Source organism: Pasteurella bettyae CCUG 2042, from assembly GCF_000262245.1.
GTDB classification, from domain to species: domain Bacteria; phylum Pseudomonadota; class Gammaproteobacteria; order Enterobacterales; family Pasteurellaceae; genus Basfia; species Basfia bettyae.
This window is the reverse complement of record NZ_AJSX01000017.1, coordinates 1-18,517: the sequence shown is the minus strand read 5'-3', so window position 1 is coordinate 18,517 and position 18,517 is coordinate 1. Positions and strand designations below refer to the sequence as shown.

13 protein-coding genes are annotated in these 18,517 nt (G+C 35.2%); 10 read left to right on the top strand and 3 right to left on the bottom strand.

What is annotated here, in order from left to right; all coding sequences use genetic code 11:
• Positions 1-104: 104 nt before the first annotated feature.
• Both rbfA and truB read left to right on the top strand, forming a co-directional pair.
• Positions 105-500: a 30S ribosome-binding factor RbfA gene (rbfA, locus tag HMPREF1052_RS03425; RefSeq protein WP_005759694.1), complete on the top strand. Its 396-nt coding sequence runs from the start codon at positions 105-107 to the stop codon at positions 498-500.
• Positions 500-1,417: a tRNA pseudouridine(55) synthase TruB gene (truB, locus tag HMPREF1052_RS03420; protein ID WP_005759716.1), complete on the top strand. Its 918-nt coding sequence runs from the start codon at positions 500-502 to the stop codon at positions 1,415-1,417. The genes rbfA and truB overlap by 1 nt, the downstream gene beginning before the upstream one ends.
• A 65-nt stretch (positions 1,418-1,482) precedes the next feature.
• Here truB and tyrS read toward each other — a convergent pair whose 3' ends face one another.
• Together tyrS and sfsA are read right to left on the bottom strand one after the other, a co-directional pair.
• A complete protein-coding gene (gene tyrS / locus HMPREF1052_RS03415) occupies positions 1,483-2,670 on the bottom strand; it encodes a tyrosine--tRNA ligase (RefSeq protein ID WP_005759725.1) in 1,188 nt (395 codons plus the stop codon).
• 443 nt (positions 2,671-3,113) lie between these two features.
• On the bottom strand, positions 3,114-3,830 hold the full coding sequence (gene sfsA, locus HMPREF1052_RS03405; protein ID WP_005759687.1) for a DNA/RNA nuclease SfsA: 717 nt from the start codon (positions 3,828-3,830) through the stop codon (positions 3,114-3,116).
• A 291-nt stretch (positions 3,831-4,121) separates the two neighbouring features.
• Between sfsA and pntA the strand changes: the two genes are divergently transcribed.
• The 7 genes from pntA (at position 4,122) to HMPREF1052_RS03370 (ending at position 14,183) form a co-directional block, all read left to right on the top strand.
• Positions 4,122-5,654 carry a Re/Si-specific NAD(P)(+) transhydrogenase subunit alpha gene (gene pntA, locus HMPREF1052_RS03400; protein ID WP_005759738.1) on the top strand — a complete coding sequence of 511 codons (1,533 nt, stop codon included), beginning with the start codon at positions 4,122-4,124 and terminating at the stop codon, positions 5,652-5,654.
• Between the two features lie 11 nt (positions 5,655-5,665).
• On the top strand, positions 5,666-7,093 hold the full coding sequence (gene pntB, locus HMPREF1052_RS03395) for a Re/Si-specific NAD(P)(+) transhydrogenase subunit beta (RefSeq protein WP_005759723.1): 1,428 nt from the start codon (positions 5,666-5,668) through the stop codon (positions 7,091-7,093).
• 177 nt (positions 7,094-7,270) lie between these two features.
• On the top strand, positions 7,271-10,414 hold the full coding sequence (locus HMPREF1052_RS03390; protein ID WP_231284611.1) for a TonB-dependent receptor domain-containing protein: 3,144 nt from the start codon (positions 7,271-7,273) through the stop codon (positions 10,412-10,414).
• 126 nt (positions 10,415-10,540) lie between these two features.
• On the top strand, positions 10,541-11,350 hold the full coding sequence (locus HMPREF1052_RS03385; protein WP_005759714.1) for a Slam-dependent surface lipoprotein: 810 nt from the start codon (positions 10,541-10,543) through the stop codon (positions 11,348-11,350).
• 63 nt (positions 11,351-11,413) lie between these two features.
• The gene (locus tag HMPREF1052_RS03380) at positions 11,414-12,853 is read left to right on the top strand and encodes a surface lipoprotein assembly modifier (RefSeq protein ID WP_005759736.1); all 1,440 of its coding nucleotides are present in this window, start codon (positions 11,414-11,416) and stop codon (positions 12,851-12,853) included.
• A 145-nt stretch (positions 12,854-12,998) separates the two neighbouring features.
• Entirely contained in the window at positions 12,999-13,499 is a 501-nt protein-coding gene (locus HMPREF1052_RS03375; RefSeq protein WP_005759681.1) for a hypothetical protein, read from the top strand.
• A gap of 75 nt (positions 13,500-13,574) precedes the next feature.
• Positions 13,575-14,183, top strand: coding sequence for a hypothetical protein (locus tag HMPREF1052_RS03370; RefSeq protein ID WP_005759686.1), 609 nt, complete (start codon positions 13,575-13,577; stop codon positions 14,181-14,183).
• A 35-nt stretch (positions 14,184-14,218) separates the two neighbouring features.
• Here the strand turns inward: HMPREF1052_RS03370 and ydiJ are convergent, their stop codons facing one another.
• Positions 14,219-17,311 (bottom strand): D-2-hydroxyglutarate dehydrogenase YdiJ, encoded by a 3,093-nt coding sequence (gene ydiJ, locus HMPREF1052_RS03365; protein ID WP_005759729.1) that lies wholly within the window; start codon positions 17,309-17,311, stop codon positions 14,219-14,221.
• A 400-nt stretch (positions 17,312-17,711) separates the two neighbouring features.
• On the opposite strand from ydiJ, the gene HMPREF1052_RS03360 reads away from it, so the two are divergent.
• Positions 17,712-18,517: outer membrane beta-barrel protein (locus HMPREF1052_RS03360; protein ID WP_005759671.1), on the top strand; the 806-nt coding region annotated here is incomplete at its 3' end.

Sequence of the window (18,517 nt, the reverse complement as noted above, 5' to 3'; positions counted from 1 at the left end):
TTATCCGCACTTTAGCAAATTAATCAATGGCGCAGATCTTAAATCTGTGCCATTTAAATTAATATAATAGGCAGTAAAATGCCAAATTTAACAGAGAAAATACAATGGCAAGAGAATTTAAACGTAGCGACCGTGTCGCTCAAGAACTTCAAAAAGAAGTTGCTGTCATTCTTCAACGTGAAGTAAAAGATCCTCGTGTAGGTATGGTGACAGTATCTGATGTTGAAGTTTCACGAGATTTAGCCTATGCAAAAGTTTTCGTGACATTCTTGTTCAATAATGATGAAGAGGCTATTGCTCAAGGTATGAAAGCGCTTGAAAAAGCAGCGCCTTATATTCGTTCATTAGTGGGCAAAGCAATGCGTTTACGTATTGTGCCAGAACTACGTTTCGAATATGATCAATCTTTAGTAGAAGGCATGCGTATGTCTAATTTAGTGACTAATGTGGTACGTCACGATAAAGAACGTCATATCGATGATGAAAGCGGGGAAGAATAATGTCGAGACCCCGTAAACGTGGACGTGATATTGATGGTATTTTTTTACTTGATAAACCGCAAGGTATGTCATCTAATGATATTTTACAAAAAGTAAAACGCATTTATCAGGCAAATAAAGCAGGTCATACGGGTGCTTTAGATCCATTGGCAACAGGAATGTTGCCAATTTGTTTAGGCGAGGCAACAAAATTCTCTCAATTTTTATTGGATGCAGATAAACGTTATCAAGTGATTGCAAAGTTAGGTGAGCGAACTGATACGTCAGATGCAGAAGGTCAAATCGTTAAAACTTGCTCTGTAAATGTCACAGAACAAGATATTATTCATGCATTACCGCACTTTCGTGGTGATATTATGCAGGTTCCTACAATGTTTTCTGCATTAAAGCATAATGGTAAACCTCTATATGAATATGCACGAGCTGGAATTACTGTAGAACGTGAAGCACGCCCCATAACTATTTTTGAATTAAATTTTATTCGTTATGATGCGCCTAATTTAGTTTTAGACGTGCATTGCTCTAAAGGTACCTATATTAGAACCTTAGTGGATGATTTAGGTGAATATCTTGGATGTGGTGCCCATGTGACAATGTTAAGACGTACGGCTGTGTCAGATTATCCCATTCATTCAATGATTACTTGGGAACAATTGCAAAAATTAGCTGAACAAAATGACTTATCAATTTTAGATAGTTATTTACTTCCAGTTGATAGTGCCGTTTCTAAATTACCAGAGCTTATGCTTACAGAAGAACAAACAAAATCTGTGAGTTTTGGTCAACGAGTAAAATTTGTTAATGAGCAAAAATTGAATGGTCAGGTAAGACTTTTTTCACCTCAAAAGCAATTTTTAGGCGTAGCTGAAATCGGATTAGATAATGTAGTTCGCCCAAGTCGAATGGTGAATTTATAAGTTATTTAATAAATAAAAAAAGGTATTTATGACAGCATAAATACCTTTTCTTTTTATAGCGTTAATTATTTAACTGTGATTCTAGCAAATTTACGTTTACCTACTTGGTATACATTAGTGCCTTTCTCAGCATCAGGTTTTACATCCTCAATTTTTTCACCGTTGATTTTTACGCCACCTTGTTGGCAAGAGCGAATTGCTTCAGAAGTTGAGGATACTAATCCTGCTTCTTTTAATAATGTAGCGATACCAATAGGAGCATTAAATGTAAATTCTGGCATTTCATCAGGGATTGCACCTTTTTGGAAGCGGTTAATAAATTCTTGTTCAGCAACATTTGCATCTGTTTCACTGTGGAAACGTGCAATAATTTCTTTAGCTAATAAAATTTTTACATCACGTGGATTACGTCCATCTTGAACTTCTTGTTTCAATTGTGCAATTTCAGCTAATGGACGGAATGAAAGTAGATTATACCAATCCCACATTAAATCATCTGAAATAGACATAATTTTACCAAACATTTCACTTGGTGCTTCAGTGACACCAATGTAGTTGCCTAATGATTTAGACATTTTTTTCTCACCATCTAAACCTACTAATAATGGAAGTGTCATGGCAACTTGTGGTTTCATTCCTGCCGATTTTTGTAATTCACGACCTACTAATAGGTTGAATTTTTGGTCTGTACCACCTAATTCAATATCTGCTTCTAAAGCAACAGAGTCATGACCTTGCAATAGAGGATAGATAAATTCATGAATCGCAATGGGTTGTTGTGAATTAAAACGGTTTTTAAAATCGTCACGTTCTAACATACGTGCAACCGTATAATTGGAAGCTAAACGAATCATGCCTTCAGTGCCTAACTGAGCTAGCCATTCAGAATTAAATACTATACGCGTTTTTTGCGGGTCTAAAATTTTGAAAATTTGTTGTTTATATGTTTCTGCATTGCGTAATACATCTTCACGACTTAATGGCGGACGAGTTTTATTCTTACCAGATGGATCGCCAACCATACCAGTGAAGTCACCAATTAAGAAAATCACTTCATGACCGAAGTTTTGGAATTGGCGTAATTTATTTAATACAACAGTATGACCTAAGTGAATATCAGGTGCAGTTGGATCTGCGCCTAATTTTACTTTCAATGGACGGTTTTCTTTTAATTTTTCAATTAAGTCTGCTTCAGAAAGCACTTCATCAACACCGCGCTTTAGTTCCGCGAGAACAACATTGATATCAGTCATTGTCAATTCCTGTGTAGGTTCATAATATTTGTAAATAGAACATAGCATTATAGTGATTATTGAGGAAATGAAAAGACTAGACACTCGTTTTTAACAGATTATTTGAAATTTGTAGATAAATTCTGAGGTTCTCAAATTGAGAATAAAAAAAAAGTGTTTCCGTTGTGGGGGAGGAAACACTTAAATGTTGGAGTGATTATCTATTATTGTTTGAGTGTCTTTATGATAATCATTATCATTTAACTTGTCAACAATTAAATGCAAATAATTATCAATTATTTATTGATATAAAGAAAAACGGAAAAATAAAAGGCGTTTCCGTTGTGGGGGTGGAAACGCCTGAATGTTGGAGTGATTATCTATTATTGTTTGAATGATGCTTATGATAATTATTATCAAATATATTGTCAACAATTAAATGAGAATAATTCCTAAAAATTTCATTATAAAATTAAAGGTACAGCTTGACTGAGAGAAAGGCTATCTGGAATACCATTAACAATATTAAATTTACCAGCATATGCATAAGCTTCAACGCCAACAGCAAGTGCTTCTTTAAAAAGCTTGTTATATTCAGGATCTACAAATTCAGCAATTTTAAAATGATCAAATCCATCATGTAAGCCTGTGAAGAGTAATACGGCTCGATGTCCTTGAGCTTTCATCGCCATTAATTCACGTATATGTTTTTGTCCTCGAGTGGTTACTGCATCGGGAAATAAACCTAATGTTCCTTTCACGAAGGTAATTGATTTCACTTCCATATAGCAATCTGGTAGTCCCTCACCTTTCAATAAAAAATCAATTCGACTATTTTCTTCACCATACTTTACTTCAGGATAAATTTCGCTGTAGTTATCAAGTTCTTTAATGACTTTATTTGTAAGCGCTTCATGAGTTAATTGATTTGAGCGATGAGTATTAATGCATACTAAATTACCGTTTGCAAGTTGAGTCAGTTCCCAAGAGCAAGGATATTTCCTCGTAGTACTTTTAGAATCTGAGTACCAAACAATATCGCCTTTTTCTCCACAGCCAGTCATTGCTCCCGTATTTGCACAATGTAAAGTGAGTTTATCACCATTCGCTTGTTCAACATCTGCCATAAAGCGTTTATAGCGACGAATTAAGGTTGCTGATTGAAGAAAAGGGAATTGCATATAAAAATATCCTATATAAGCTAATAAAAACTGAAATCTAGTCTATCATAAAGCTAATTTGTAGAGGATTTAAAATTTTACAAAATTGAACCGCACTTTGTGTTGTTAGATGTACATAAAAATCTAGATTTTTCTTAATACTAAGGAGTTATACAATGATCTTATACAAGCTATTAAAAATTTGGTTTATTTTTATCAAATAAATGGTAGATTAGTCTCATTGGCTTATAGTCATTATCAGTTAGGCGAGAATTCCTCGTTTAAAATTATCATCAACTAGAAGGAAGCATTATGTTAATTGGTGTACCTAGAGAACTGCTTGATAATGAAAGTCGTGTGGCGGCAACGCCTAAGACTGTTCAACAAATTCTAAAACTAGGCTTTGATGTAATCGTTGAGCACGATGCAGGTTTTAAAGCAAGTTTTGAAGATCAAGCTTTTAAGGAAGCAGGTGCGGGCGTTGGTTCGGCACAAGATGTTTGGAATGCAGATGTTATTTTTAAAGTGAATCCTCCTACGGATGACGAGATTGCACAAATTAAATCTGGAGCAACCTTAATTAGCTTTATTTGGCCTGCACAACATCCAGAGTTAATGGAGAAACTTGCGACTAAGAAAATTAATGTATTAGCAATGGATGCTGTTCCTCGAATTTCTCGTGCACAAGCCCTTGATGCCTTATCTTCTATGGCAAATATTTCAGGTTATCGGGCTGTGATTGAAGCTGCAAATGCTTTTGGTAGCTTCTTTACTGGACAAATTACTGCCGCAGGTAAAGTACCACCAGCTAAAGTATTAGTTATTGGTGCTGGTGTCGCTGGATTAGCTGCGATTGGTGCAGCAAATAGTTTGGGAGCTATTGTTCGTGCTTTTGATTCTCGTCCTGAAGTAAAAGAGCAAGTGCAAAGTATGGGCGCTAGTTTTCTTGAAATTGATTTCAAGGAAGAAGGTGGTTCTGGCGATGGTTACGCTAAAGTCATGTCTGAAGAATTTAACCGCCGTGCAATGGAACTTTATGCTGAACAAGTAAAAGAAGTGGATATTATTATTACTACGGCTGCAATTCCCGGCAAACCTGCACCTCGCTTAATTACTAAAGAAATGGTTGATTCAATGAAACCAGGTTCTGTGATTGTTGATTTGGCAGCATTGACAGGTGGTAACTGTGAATATACTAAAGCTGGTGAGATTTTCGTTACAGGTAATCAGGTTAAAATTATTGGTTATACAGATTTTCCAAGTCGTTTACCGACACAATCTTCACAACTTTATGGTACTAATTTAGTTAACTTATTAAAACTATTAACACCAAATAAAGATGGTCAAATTGATATTAATTTTGAAGATGTAGTATTACGAGGTGTCACAGTAATCCGTGATGGCGAAGTGACATGGCCTGCGCCACCAATTAAAGTATCAGCTCAGCCACAACAAAAAGTAGCTACTGCACAAGCTGAGAAGAAAGAACAGAAACCTGTAGATCCTCGTATCAAATATGGCGTGATGGCATTAGTTGGTATTTTATTCTTATGGCTAGCATCCGTGACACCAACTGCATTTTTGTCTCATTTCACTGTCTTTGTATTAGCTTGTTTTGTTGGTTATTACGTGGTATGGAATGTTAGTCATGCATTGCATACGCCTTTAATGGCGGTGACGAATGCGATTTCAGGAATCATCATTGTCGGTGCAGTACTACAAATTGCCCAAGGTGGTTTCTTTGTGAGTATTCTTGCATTTATTGCAATTTTAGTAGCAAGTATCAATATTTTTGGTGGCTTTAAAGTTACCCAACGTATGCTTGCAATGTTTAGAAAAGGTTAAGGAGAGAAGTAATGTCAGTCGGATTTGTACAAGCTGCATATATTGTCGCGGCAATACTCTTTATTATGAGCTTAGCTGGTCTTTCTAAACATGAAACAGCAAAAGCAGGTTGTTGGTATGGCATCGTTGGTATGACTATTGCATTAATTGCCACGATCTTTGGACCATCAACAGAAGGTCAGTTATGGATTCTTATTGCTATGGCAATTGGTGCGGTAATAGGTATTCGTAAAGCGCTTAAAGTGGAAATGACAGAAATGCCAGAATTAGTGGCAATTCTTCATAGCTTTGTAGGTTTAGCCGCTGTATTAGTGGGTTTCAATAGCTTTGGTTTGCATGAAGTGGCAGATATTCCCGCTAACTTAGATGAGGCTGCACGAGCAGTATTTTTATCGGAACAAGCCGTATTAGCTAATATTCACAATGTTGAAGTATTTTTAGGAATCTTCATCGGTGCCGTAACCTTTACAGGCTCTGTTGTAGCATTTGGTAAATTAAGTGGCAAGATTAATTCTAAAGCATTAATGTTACCTCATCGCCATAAACTTAATTTAGCTGCATTAGTGGTTTCTGCATTATTAATGATTGCATTTTTAAATAATCCAGAAAATATCTTCCCAATCCTCTTAATGACAGCAATTGCTCTAGCGTTTGGTTGGCATTTAGTGGCATCAATAGGTGGTGCAGATATGCCTGTGGTTGTTTCAATGCTTAACTCATATTCAGGGTGGGCAGCCGCAGCGGCAGGTTTCATGTTAAATAATGACTTACTAATTGTTACTGGTGCATTAGTTGGTTCTTCTGGGGCAATTCTTTCTTATATTATGTGTAAAGCGATGAATCGTTCATTTATTAGCGTTATTGCAGGTGGATTTGGTAATGATCCTGTAGTGACATCTGATGAAGAACAGGGCGAACACCGTGAAACCACCGCAGAAGAAGCCGCTGAATTATTGAAAAATGCTAGTTCCGTTATTATTACTCCTGGATATGGCATGGCAGTAGCACAAGCGCAGTATCCTGTGGCTGAATTAACACAAAAATTACGTGAACGAGGAGTTAATGTACGTTTTGGTATTCATCCTGTAGCAGGTCGTTTGCCTGGTCATATGAATGTGTTATTAGCTGAAGCAAAAGTGCCTTACGATGTTGTATTAGAAATGGATGAAATCAATGATGATTTTGAAGATACTGATGTGGTTTTAGTTATTGGTGCGAATGACACAGTCAATCCAGCCGCCATGGAAGATCCAAATAGTCCTATTGCAGGCATGCCTGTGTTAGAAGTATGGAAAGCTCAAAACGTTATTGTGTTCAAACGTTCAATGGCAGTGGGCTATGCGGGTGTGCAAAATCCATTGTTCTTTAAAGAAAATACTCAAATGTTGTTTGGAGATGCTAAAGAGCGTGTAAACGATATTTTGACCGCATTGAACTAAAATATTTTTCTAAAATCAAGACCGCACTTTTTAGTGCGGTTTTTTATTTTATGATAAAGATCACATTTAAACGTAATAGCTAAGATAAGAATTGAAAACTTTATTTCTTAATGTAAAATACCCAATCTAAAAGATAATCATTATTATTAGCATATGTATCAAGGTAAGGAAATCAAAGTGAAAAGTAAAACTTCAGCAGCATTAGCTATACTTTGGGTATTGCTTAGTAATACAGCATTTGCTGAAACAGCATCTATGGAGTCATTAGAAACCATTCATGTACAAGATAAAGCAGAAAATAAAGCTCAAGAAGGTAAAGACCAAGTATTTTTAAAAGATCAGGTCGTTGAATATAAAAGTAAAAAGGAAATTGAAACTTATCAAGCACATAGTGTATCAGATTTATTATCTGGAGTGACTGGTGTGTATAGTGCGGACTCGAGAAATAGTGGCGCTTTAGATCCTAATATTCGAGGTGTTTCAGGGCAAGGACGAATACCTGTGTTGGTAGATGGTACTGAACAAGCTATAACCGTTTGGCGTGGGATTGCGGGTGTCGGTAGTCGTAATTATGTGGATCCATTTCTGATTAGCTCCGTTAATGTTGAGAAAGGTCCAAGTCTTGATCGTAACTTACGTAATGGTGCGGCAGGGACGGTGAAGCTCACTACTCTAGAAGTTGATGATATTGTTAAACCTGGTAATAAATTTGGCGTTGAATTAAAAGCTGAGACCTCAAATAATTCGATTAAAAATCGTCCTCACCCATTCCGTATTGGCGTTGATTATCGTGAATCAGCCCATCCTGAAGAAAGTGAAATGGGTTATGATGCCGTGCTATTTCGTGTTGCTGATCGTCATCCTCCTCGTTCTGGAGGGCGTAATAAATTCTTCCATGATAATGCTTATCGCCTTGCAGCTGCCTATAAAGAAGATAAATTTGAAGGTTTAATGGCTTATGCTTATCGTGAAAAAGGCAATTATTATTCTGGTAAAAAAGGCGGTAAAAAATATGCGGAAGGACAAAAATTAGAAGATATTCTGGAATTAGGTGGTGATACCATTGATGCCAAAAAAATTATGAGTGCTACTGATGATTTTTATATTCCTTGGATGGCTGTAGTTTTTTATCCTAACTATGAAGTGCCAAATACTTCTTACTTATCGAAATCTTGGTTAGGTAAAGGAAAATATAATTTGACTAAAGACATGAATGTCAATTTTAGTTTACGTCATTCCAATATTGAATTTGGTGACATTATGCCTTCTCGTTTATATCTAACTTCATGGCAACAGGGGAGCGTCTTGGAATGGCCATTAGCTCATGTTAAACAAACGGCATTAAGCACAGAATTTAATTATAACCCTGAAAATAACAAATGGCTGGATTTAAATTTTGGAGTATGGGCGTTATGGAATAAATCAAAAACTAATACCGCAGGTGGTTCACCTGGAGATATTATGTTTTATGATAAAGACTTTAGCGATTCGGTGAATGAGATATTTTATGAGTATTATCGTTCAGGAAGAGAGGATGATCCGCGTAGCGATCCTAATTTTATGAATAAAATTAAAGCTGCATGGAAAAAATATAATGAATCGCCGAATAAAACTAAAAACATAGATGGTATGTTTAATACTCAAGAGGCACAAGCACAATATTCGAAAGATAATTACTGGGGGCTGAGTGGAAGTAATAAATTCCAAATTGCAGATAATCTAAGCTTATCAGTAATGGCAAATTATCGCCATGAAACCTTACAAAGTTCTAATGTTTATGAAATGAGAGAAAAATATCATTTGCTTGAAGGTTGGATGGATCGTTGTGCTGAGGTTGATCCAAGAATTTGTAAGCCTAGTGATGAAGTTACTTCTACTCCACGTTATGGAAAACGTAATGAATTTAATGCAGGATTCAATTTTGAATATGCACCAACTGATTGGTTAATTTTAAATGCTGGGGCAAGATATACCCATTATAAATCCCGTGATGATGGTTTACGCAAACGTCTACAAGATAAAAAACGTGAAGATGTGAAATATATTGTGGCAATGCCAGTGACTTATAAAGAGTTAAAAACCTTTACTCCAGAGGAGCGAGCCTTGTATGCATCTGCAGTAGCAAAGGGAGGCGAATGGAACCGCATGACTACAGAAGAAAAATTTATATATTATGAGAATTATTCTATTGAAGACCAATATGTAGAGAAAAGTGAACTTTGGTATCGAGATGCTGATGGACACTTTAAAGCAGAGCATTCTCCTGTGATGGATGGTCGCCTTAACAAAGAAATGTGGAATGAAAAAGGTGTGGATATTGGAGGCAATGTTGTAGATAGATTTCTTCACGAGGGGCCTGTTGATTACAGAAAAGTTGTTGATGTAAGGGGATGGAGTGAAATAAAAGAAATACCAACAGAAGCACAATGGCAAGCTATGAAAAAAGCAGAACGCCGAGATCATGCCTGGTCCCCTGCTTTAGGTATCACGATTTTACTTACTGATAATATGCGTATTTATGCTCGCTATATCGAAAGTAAACGTATGCCAAGTATTTTTGAAGATACAATAGGTTATTCCACCAATAATATTATGCCGCTAATTAAACGCAAACCTGAGCATAGTAAAAATTTCGAAGTGGGTTATGTGCAAGATTTGCGAGGAATTTTTAGTGGGGTAAGACGAGCCGATTTTCGTCTTAATTATTTTCATAATGTGACAAAAAATATTTTTGATCGCAATGAATTTTATGAAACGCAACAGTATGATAAGCGTACATTAGCTGGGTTAGAGTTACAAGCTAGATACGATCAAGGTCGTTTTTTTGCTGACTTTGGTATGACTTATAACTTGAAAAATAAACTATGTGATAAAGATAGCGCCCTTGAAGAAATGGGATTTGCATTTAATCAGAAAACTTGGAAGTTTGAATCTACCCCAGAATGTGTGAATGGTGGGCGTCGTACTGGTTTCTTAAAAAATATGATTCTACCTCAATATTCAATTACCTCTAATTTAGGGTTACGTTTTTTTGATGAAAAACTGACCTTAGGTACAAGATTGCAATATCATTCTAATGTAAAAGATACTTATGAAAAATCTATGCGTGATGCAGGATTAGGTTCTTATAGCCTTAGTACGGTACGCTGGCAACCAGTGTTTGTGGTAGATGCTTTTGCAAATTATAAAGTGAATGAAAATTTATCTTTAGATCTTATCGCAACTAATTTAACAGATCGTTACTATTTAGACCCAATTGCACGTTCATCTATGCCGGCTCCAGGTAGAACGATCAAGTTAGGACTGACAGCAAGCTTTTAATTAAATGATAATAAAAATCATTTGTATTTGAATGGGTTCGTGCTAGGATAAGCAAACCTTCTTGATAATTAGAAGGGATAGCATTCAGTGATTTACACCTAATCTCAATTGATAAGGAGAAATATAATGAAATTTCAACATACCTTAATTGCAGTATTATTCTTATCCACAGCTGCTTTTGCTCAAGCTACGGTAACAGGTAAGGTGGCTTCTACAGATAAAAACCATAATAAAACTATTAATATTGCTACTGATGAAGGCAAAGCAGCATTAAAAGTTAATTATAGTGCGATTAGTAAGGATAAAAATAATGCAGTAAATAAAGAGCAAGCCTTTTCAACAATGGCACAAAAAGCAGATAAATGGATTTCTAAGTTAAGTGGCACAGCTGTACGTGATGGAAATGGTGTGGTAGTCGCAAAACTTTATAAGATTCCGACGGTAACCTCAAAAATGCCAGAACATAAAGACCTAGGTCGAATGTCATTTAAACAAGTCGGCAATATGGATGTGTGGTATGGAGATTGGGCGGATGTACCACATTATAGTAAAGATCCTGCTAAAGAAGGTAAAAATTATAGTGTATATTATGCGGGTTCTGAAACTGTGGCTATGCCTCAATCTGGCAAGGCAAATTATGATGTAAAAGGAATTAATAATTATGTCAATGCCAATACAGAAATATTAAAAGGAAACTTAACTGCTGACTTTACGGAAAAAACATTGAAAGGTTCAATCGCAAGCTCTAAATTAGCAATTAATATGGATGCTAAGATTAAGAATTCAGCGATCGATGGTAACGCAGTGGCAAATGGTAAGGACGAGGGTAAATTATCAGGCCACTTCTATGGCAATAATGCGGCTGGATTAGCGGGTATTGCTGAATTTAGCAAAAAACCAAGCTTAAATACTGCTTTTGGTGGTACAAAGAAATAGCCTAACATGATTAACAATAAAGGCTTGCGGGAGGTATCACAAGCCTTTTTTATTAGGATAGATATGGACTATAGATTTTTATTTTTATTATTTTTTTGTAGTGGTGCATTAGCTGATAATCAAGATACTGAATTTCGTTTGCAACAAGAAGTAGAGCAACAACAAAAAGCACAAGAAGAGCAACTTATTGAAAAAGATCAGTTTTTAACGACAATGATGATTAATCATCAAGAAATTGGGATTGGCAATAATATTGAAGAAGTCCTCACCGCACTTTTTTTAGCTATTAATCATAAACAAACAGATGATATTGAGCGTTTATTAGCTATTTATCAAACCATGCCTGAGGCAGAAGAAGGAATGATTACTTTCAGTTTAGCTAATATTGCTTTTAATCGTGGAGATACTAAAAAAGCGATTCAGCTTTATGAAAAACTGGTAAAAACAGATAATGATTTTTTACGTGGGAAACTTGATCTTGCCCGTTTATATTTTTTTGATTATCAAAATAAAGAATCCCACCAATTATTTTCTGAAATTAATTTATCTGAGTCCCCAAGTCTTATGGAAAAAGTTAATGAATTTCAGTTATCTCTTGATAACCGAGAAGATTGGCATGGAAGTTTTTCCCTAGGAGCTATTTATCACTCTAATTTGAATCAGTCTGCGAATAAGACAACTGAATGGGTTGTGAATACGCCATTTTGGGGAGAAATAACGACTATCAGACATTCACCTCAAGTAATCAAATCTCATGGTTTAGGTTTTGAAGGTGCATTGAATAAATATACGGCTATAAAAAATCATCATGGCATAATGTTTAAAGGCTCTGCAAATGGAGAGTTTTTTCAAAATCATAGTTTTTATAATGAACATTATTTCTCACTAGGCTTAGGTTATCGCTATAAAAATCAACGTCATCAAGTTGATATTTATCCTTTATCAGAAGCTAGTTATACTAATAATCAATGGTATTCTACTCGCCAAGGGATTCAAGCAGAATATTCACAAGATATTGGAGATGATGCCTATTTTTCTTTTACTTTATCTTATAAAAATGAACGTTATCGAGAACATAATTTAAAAATATATAATGGTAATATTGCTTCTGTTTTTTTATTTAGTGCTTATGCATTGCCTCATGATTGGGTTATCTTTGGTGGGCTAGATTATTTACAAAAAAATGGGACGGAAGATAAATCTGATCAATATGAACGTAAAGGATTACGGTTAGGGATTAATAAAGCTTTTGATATCGGATTGGATCTAACTTTAAGTGTAAATTATCGAAAAACTGATTATCGTCAGTATAGTGAATTATTATCAGAAAAACGTCATGATAAAGAATATCTTTATTCTGCAAATTTAAAATTCCCTAAATTGAGTTTTTATGGTATTACTCCTCAGCTTAGTCTAAGTCGAACTCAAGTAAAATCTAATGTAGATTGGTTGTATAATTACAATAATCATGAAATTGGGTTATGGTTTGAAAAACGTTTTTAATCTGCCATCCTATTTTTGCTGAACTAAAATGTGGGCTAAACGTCTAATGCTTCGTTTAGGCGTCGATCATAAAATATGGTCATTATAGAGAGACTTATTGAGGTGCAGACAAGTTAGGTAACTTATTTTTAAGGAAGGGAGTGTAATGAAAAAGTTATTATTAAGTCTATTATTGAGTATTACCACATTTTCTACTATGGCAAATTTATCTTCAAATGATAAACATTTAATTGAAAAACAATTAGGTTATTTAGAACAATCATTCCAACAAAAGCAATGGAATAGCGTATTAAATGTAGCACCACCGAGATTATTAGAAAGAATGGCTAGTCAAGCCGGGATGGATGTAAATACATTTAAATTGTCATTGATGAATTTAGCAACAAGTTCTGTGAAAAGCCTACGGACTAATTCTTACGGATATGATTTAACTAAAGTGATTTCTGGGAAAACTTCAGTGCGTGATTATGCGTTTATTCCTGCTTATTATGATGTTAATATTAATGGTAAACAAAAACAGGGTAAGGCTTATTTATTAGGCATTGAAGATAACAAACAATGGTATTTTATTCATTGGGACAATCAATTTAAAGATGCAATGAAAAACGCTTATCCTGATTTAGCACATATTCAAGAACCAAAATAAAATTTTCTTAAAACAGACCGCACTTTTGTTTATTGGGTGAGCCAGACAGCTCACCTCAAACAGTAATTTCTTAAGATGAATAACATAATATCTACACCAATAATTGAAACCCATCCTTTCCCACCTGTGTTGCCTGCTCATGCGACCGTCATGATGATGGGAACCTTTCCTCCAAAATCAGAAAAACGTTGTATGGAATTTCATTATCCTAATTTTCAAAATGATATGTGGAGAATTTATGGTTTAGTGTTTTTTAACGATAAGCAATATTTTCAAGTTAAAGGAGAGAAACGTTTTGATACCGAGCGTATAAAGGCTTTTCTCAATGCACAGGGAATTGCTTCTTGCCCGACCGTAATAAAAGCAATTCGGGAACAAAATAATGCATCAGATAAATTTCTAAAAATTGTAGAATCAGTAAATTTATCTCAAGTACTCAAGCAAGTTCCTCATGTGCGTTGGTTATTTACCACGGGAGGAAAAGCTACGGAGGCACTATTTTCGTTGCTTCCTGATGTTAAATTAAAAGAGCCGAAAACCAATGAATATATTGATTTTCCATTTGAAGGTAGAGACTTAAAACTTTATCGAGTCCCTTCCACATCACGAGCTTATCCATTGAGTTTAGATAAAAAAGCAGAGGCTTATCGACAATTTTTTAAATTATCAGGCATTTTAAAATAGAATAAGGTGATTCATTTGAATCACCTTTTTTATGTTTAATGAAAAAGAGTAAGTAAGGCTTGAACCGGGTGTTTTAATTCTTGACCTTCTAAGCGAGCCACTTGGCTACGACAGGAATATCCTGTTGCTAAACAGTACTCGGTATTTTTACCAGTCAATTTCGCTCCCCAAGAGCTACTATAAATATCACGAGACATTTCTTGGTTCTTGATTTCGTGACCAAATACTCCCGCCATACCACAACAGCCTACTTTTTCTAGTTTAAGCTGCTGACCAAATGCAATGAAAATTTGTTGCCACTCTTTGGGGCTATTGGGCATAAAGGTTTGTTCCGTACAATGTGGAAAGAAATGCCATTCATGCGTATTCAAAGTGCGGTTGGATTTTTGTAAATTTTCTACCGCAGTTTTGATTAACACTGAATCAAGTTGACTGGTTAACCATTCATGAGCGGTGAGTACGTGAAAATTACCACGCTGTGCTTGTAGTATTTCTTTATATTCATCTCGGTAAGAAAGCACAATAGCTGGGTCGACTCCCACTAACGGTAAGCCTAATAATGCCATACGATTTAAGAATTCAGCTTGATTTTGGGCTGTGCGAGCAAATTGCCCTAAAAATCCCTTAATATGTTGAGCTTTACCATTAGGTTTAAAAGGTAAAAGTACAGGTTTGAAACCAATCCGTTGGCAGAGTTCGACAAAATCAGCGACCACCGTTGCATCATAGTAAGAAGTATAAGGATCTTGAACAATTAGCAACATATTTGATTTTTCAGTAGAAGATAAATTTTCTAATTGCTCTAAAGTTTTACCTTGATAACCAATTTCAACTAATTGTTGTTGTAGATTGGGCTCAGAGAGTAATGGGATGTCGATCATTCCCATGGTCTTTTCGGTAACTACTTTCACAAATCTTGAATTCATAAAGAAGTTAAAGAATTTTGTTTGTTTAGCCATATAAGGCGCTACAAGCTCTAAGTTTGCCACAATATAGTCTTTTGGCGGACGCACATAACGTTGATGATAAAAATAGAAAAATTTTGCACGGAAACTAGGTACATCAATTTTGATTGGACATTGACTTGCACAGGCTTTACAAGCTAAACAAGTATCCATTGCGGTTTTTACTTCATTAGAAAAATCATATTTACCACGCCATTTATTGATAGTATTTCTAAATTTTTCAATAAGTTCTGAATGTTTGATGTGTGTTTGTCTAAAATCTAATTGTTCAGGAGAAATATTTTCATTTGCCATTAAGCGTAGCCATTCACGAATCATACCTGCGCGGCCTTTCGGTGAAAAAACACGGTTATGGCTAACTTTCATGGATGGGCACATCGCACTATGAACATCAAAATTAAAACATAATCCATTACCATTACAATTCATTGCACCTGAAAATTCGTCATGCATTTTCAGTGGAATTTGACGATCATTATCGGCACGCATAGGTGATAAAATCGAATAGAGGGGCTGATTATTATTTAAAGGTGTACAAATTTTCCCAGGATTTAAACGATTATTCGGATCGAATAAAAATTTGATATAACGTAATTCTTGCCATAATTCAGGGGTAAAAAATTTTTCACCATAATAAGAGCGGATACCTTTACCATGCTCTCCCCAAATTAACCCGCCATATTTGCGAGTTAATTCTGCTACGGTATCAGAAATATACTTGAATAATAATACTTGTTGCTTATCACATAGATCTAATGCAGGACGAACATGTAATACTCCAGCATCTACGTGACCAAACATACCATATTGTAGATTGTAGCTATCTAATAAAGCACGAAATTCTGTAATATAATCTGCTAAATTTTCTGGAGGAACACAAGTGTCTTCAACAAAAGGAATCGGTTTTGCTGCTCCTTTAGTGTTACCTAATAAGCCTACGGCTTTTTTACGCATGGCATAAATACGTTCAATAGAAGGCAAATCAGAACATATTTGATAACCAATAATATTATCTTCTAGATTGGCGATCTTGCTATCAAGTTGAGCACAAAGTGTATGAACTTGTCGTTCAATTAGACTTTTATTATTACCTGCAAATTCAACAATATTTAAACCAAGAATTGGGCTAAACTCATCTTCTTTTAATAAATCTTTTACCGAATGCCAAACAATATCTTCTTTAGCTAGATTCAAGACTTTAGAGTCAATGGTTTCTACTGAAAGTGCGTTTGCTTGTACCATAAAAGGTGCACTACGTAATGCTGCATCAAATGAACTATATTTTACATTGATAAGCGTACGTATTTTAGGAATCGGTGTGAGATCTAAAGTTGCTTCACAAATAAAAGCTAATGTTCCTTCTGAACCAGTAAGAATTCTAGTTAAGTTAAATTCACTTTCATCTTGATTAAATATATTTTTTAGATCATAACCTGTTAAAAAGCGGTTTAATTGAGGTAAATCTCGGATAATCACTTCACGTTTTTCTTTACAGCGATTAAATATCTCCTCATGAAGAATTTTACTAGTTAAGCTAACTTTCTTTTGTGCTAAATTATCTAAAAATTTTTCAGTTTTGACCGCACTTGTATCAAGAATCTCACCATTAATCAACACTGCACGTAATCCTAAAACATGGTCTGAAGTTTTTCCATATTGGAGAGAACCCTGACCAGAGGCATCAGTATTAATCATGCCACCTAAGGTTGCTCGGTTACTCGTTGAAAGCTCTGGAGCAAAAAATAATCCATAGGGTTTCAAAAATTGATTTAACTGATCTTTAATGACCCCAGCTTGCACTCTTACCCAACGTTGTTCAATATTGAGTTCTAAAATTCCAGTCATATGACGAGAAAGATCAACAATAATATTATTATTAATAGATTGACCATTTGTTCCCGTACCTCCGCCTCTAGGAGTAAATGTTAGGGAAAGATATTTATGCTGTTGAGCGAGTTTTGTGAATTTTACTATATCTGAAACAGATTTAGGAAAAAGAATAGCCTGTGGAAGTTGTTGATAGACACTGTTATCCGTAGCAAGGCTTAAGCGGTCAGCGTAATTTGAACAAATATCACCTTCAAAATATTGCTTTTTTAAATCTTGTAAAAAGTCAGAGATCAAAGGGGTAATTGTAGGGACATTTTCTAAACAAGGTAACATAAAAGTAGCCGTTTTTATAATCAGGTAGAAAGCTTGAAAGAGTATAGTAAGATTCTAGCATATTAGTTAATAATTGGAATGATAATCATGATTCAGATTTTACTGAAACGTTTACAATAAACATTAATAGGCGTATATTATTTGAACAAATAGATTATTTTTTTAGTCAATTGGGGTATAAAAGTTTGATTTTATACTTTTTAGCTAGGATAATTGAGACACTTATCGGCCCACTGGGTTAAAAGTATTTGAATTTGTGTAATGATAAATTCAACCCTAACAATTTTATCTTGAACCTTTCAGTTAAGATTGTGCATAATGTGGTTAGTTCCACTATTTTATAGTAGATACTGAAAACTTCATTATAATTAATTTAATGACAAATTAAGAGGATAATGCAATGAAAAAAACTGCAATCGCTTTAGCTATCGCTGGTTTAGCAGTTGCTTCAGTAGCACAAGCAGCACCACAAGCTAATACATACTATGCTGGTGCACGTGTAGGTTCTGCATCTTTTCACGAAGATGTAAGACAATTTGCTGATACCAACTCTCCAGCTTCAAAAGATTTTGGTACTGATGCTTTTAAACGTAAATTTGTAACTTACGGTGTATATGGTGGTTACCAAATTACTGATTACTTAGCAGCAGAATTAGGTTACGATGATTTTGGTCGTGCTAAATATCGCAATGCAGGTACAACTAACTTCAAACATACTGCACATGGTGCAAGCGTAAGCTTAAAAGCAAGCTATCCAATTGGTTTTGGCTATGCAGATGGTTTAGACGCATATGCTCGTGTTGGTGCAGCATTAGTTCGTTCAGACTATAAAGGCTACCATGATACAGGTGTTCGTGAGCACAGCTTACATGTATCTCCATTATATGCAGCTGGTTTAGAATATAGCTTACCTTCATTACCTGAATTAGCATTGCGTGTTGAATATCAATGGTTAAATAAAGTAGGTCGCTTTAACAACCATAATGACGGCGTAGCTTATAGCTATTCACCAAGTATTTCTTCTGTAACTGCTGGTTTATCTTACCGTTTCGGTCAAGGTACCGCACCTGTTGCACCTGAAGTAGTAAATAAAACTTTCACTTTAAATAGTGATGTGACTTTTGCATTTGCTAAATCAACATTAAAACCTGAGGCAGCATCAACTTTAGATGGTATTTACAGTGAAATTGCTCAAGTAAACAATGC

Excerpts from the sequence above, each read along its gene's own strand:
- rbfA (WP_005759694.1), top strand. The coding sequence starts at position 105 with ATGGCAAGAGAATTTAAACGTAGCGACCGTGTCGCTCAAGAACTTCAA.
- truB (WP_005759716.1), top strand. The coding sequence starts at position 500 with ATGTCGAGACCCCGTAAACGTGGACGTGATATTGATGGTATTTTTTTA.
- tyrS (WP_005759725.1), bottom strand. The coding sequence starts at position 2,670 with ATGACTGATATCAATGTTGTTCTCGCGGAACTAAAGCGCGGTGTTGAT.
- sfsA (WP_005759687.1), bottom strand. The coding sequence starts at position 3,830 with ATGCAATTCCCTTTTCTTCAATCAGCAACCTTAATTCGTCGCTATAAA.
- pntA (WP_005759738.1), top strand. The coding sequence starts at position 4,122 with ATGTTAATTGGTGTACCTAGAGAACTGCTTGATAATGAAAGTCGTGTG.
- pntB (WP_005759723.1), top strand. The coding sequence starts at position 5,666 with ATGTCAGTCGGATTTGTACAAGCTGCATATATTGTCGCGGCAATACTC.
- HMPREF1052_RS03385 (WP_005759714.1), top strand. The coding sequence starts at position 10,541 with ATGAAATTTCAACATACCTTAATTGCAGTATTATTCTTATCCACAGCT.
- HMPREF1052_RS03380 (WP_005759736.1), top strand. The coding sequence starts at position 11,414 with ATGGACTATAGATTTTTATTTTTATTATTTTTTTGTAGTGGTGCATTA.
- HMPREF1052_RS03375 (WP_005759681.1), top strand. The coding sequence starts at position 12,999 with ATGAAAAAGTTATTATTAAGTCTATTATTGAGTATTACCACATTTTCT.
- HMPREF1052_RS03370 (WP_005759686.1), top strand. The coding sequence starts at position 13,575 with ATGAATAACATAATATCTACACCAATAATTGAAACCCATCCTTTCCCA.
- ydiJ (WP_005759729.1), bottom strand. The coding sequence starts at position 17,311 with ATGTTACCTTGTTTAGAAAATGTCCCTACAATTACCCCTTTGATCTCT.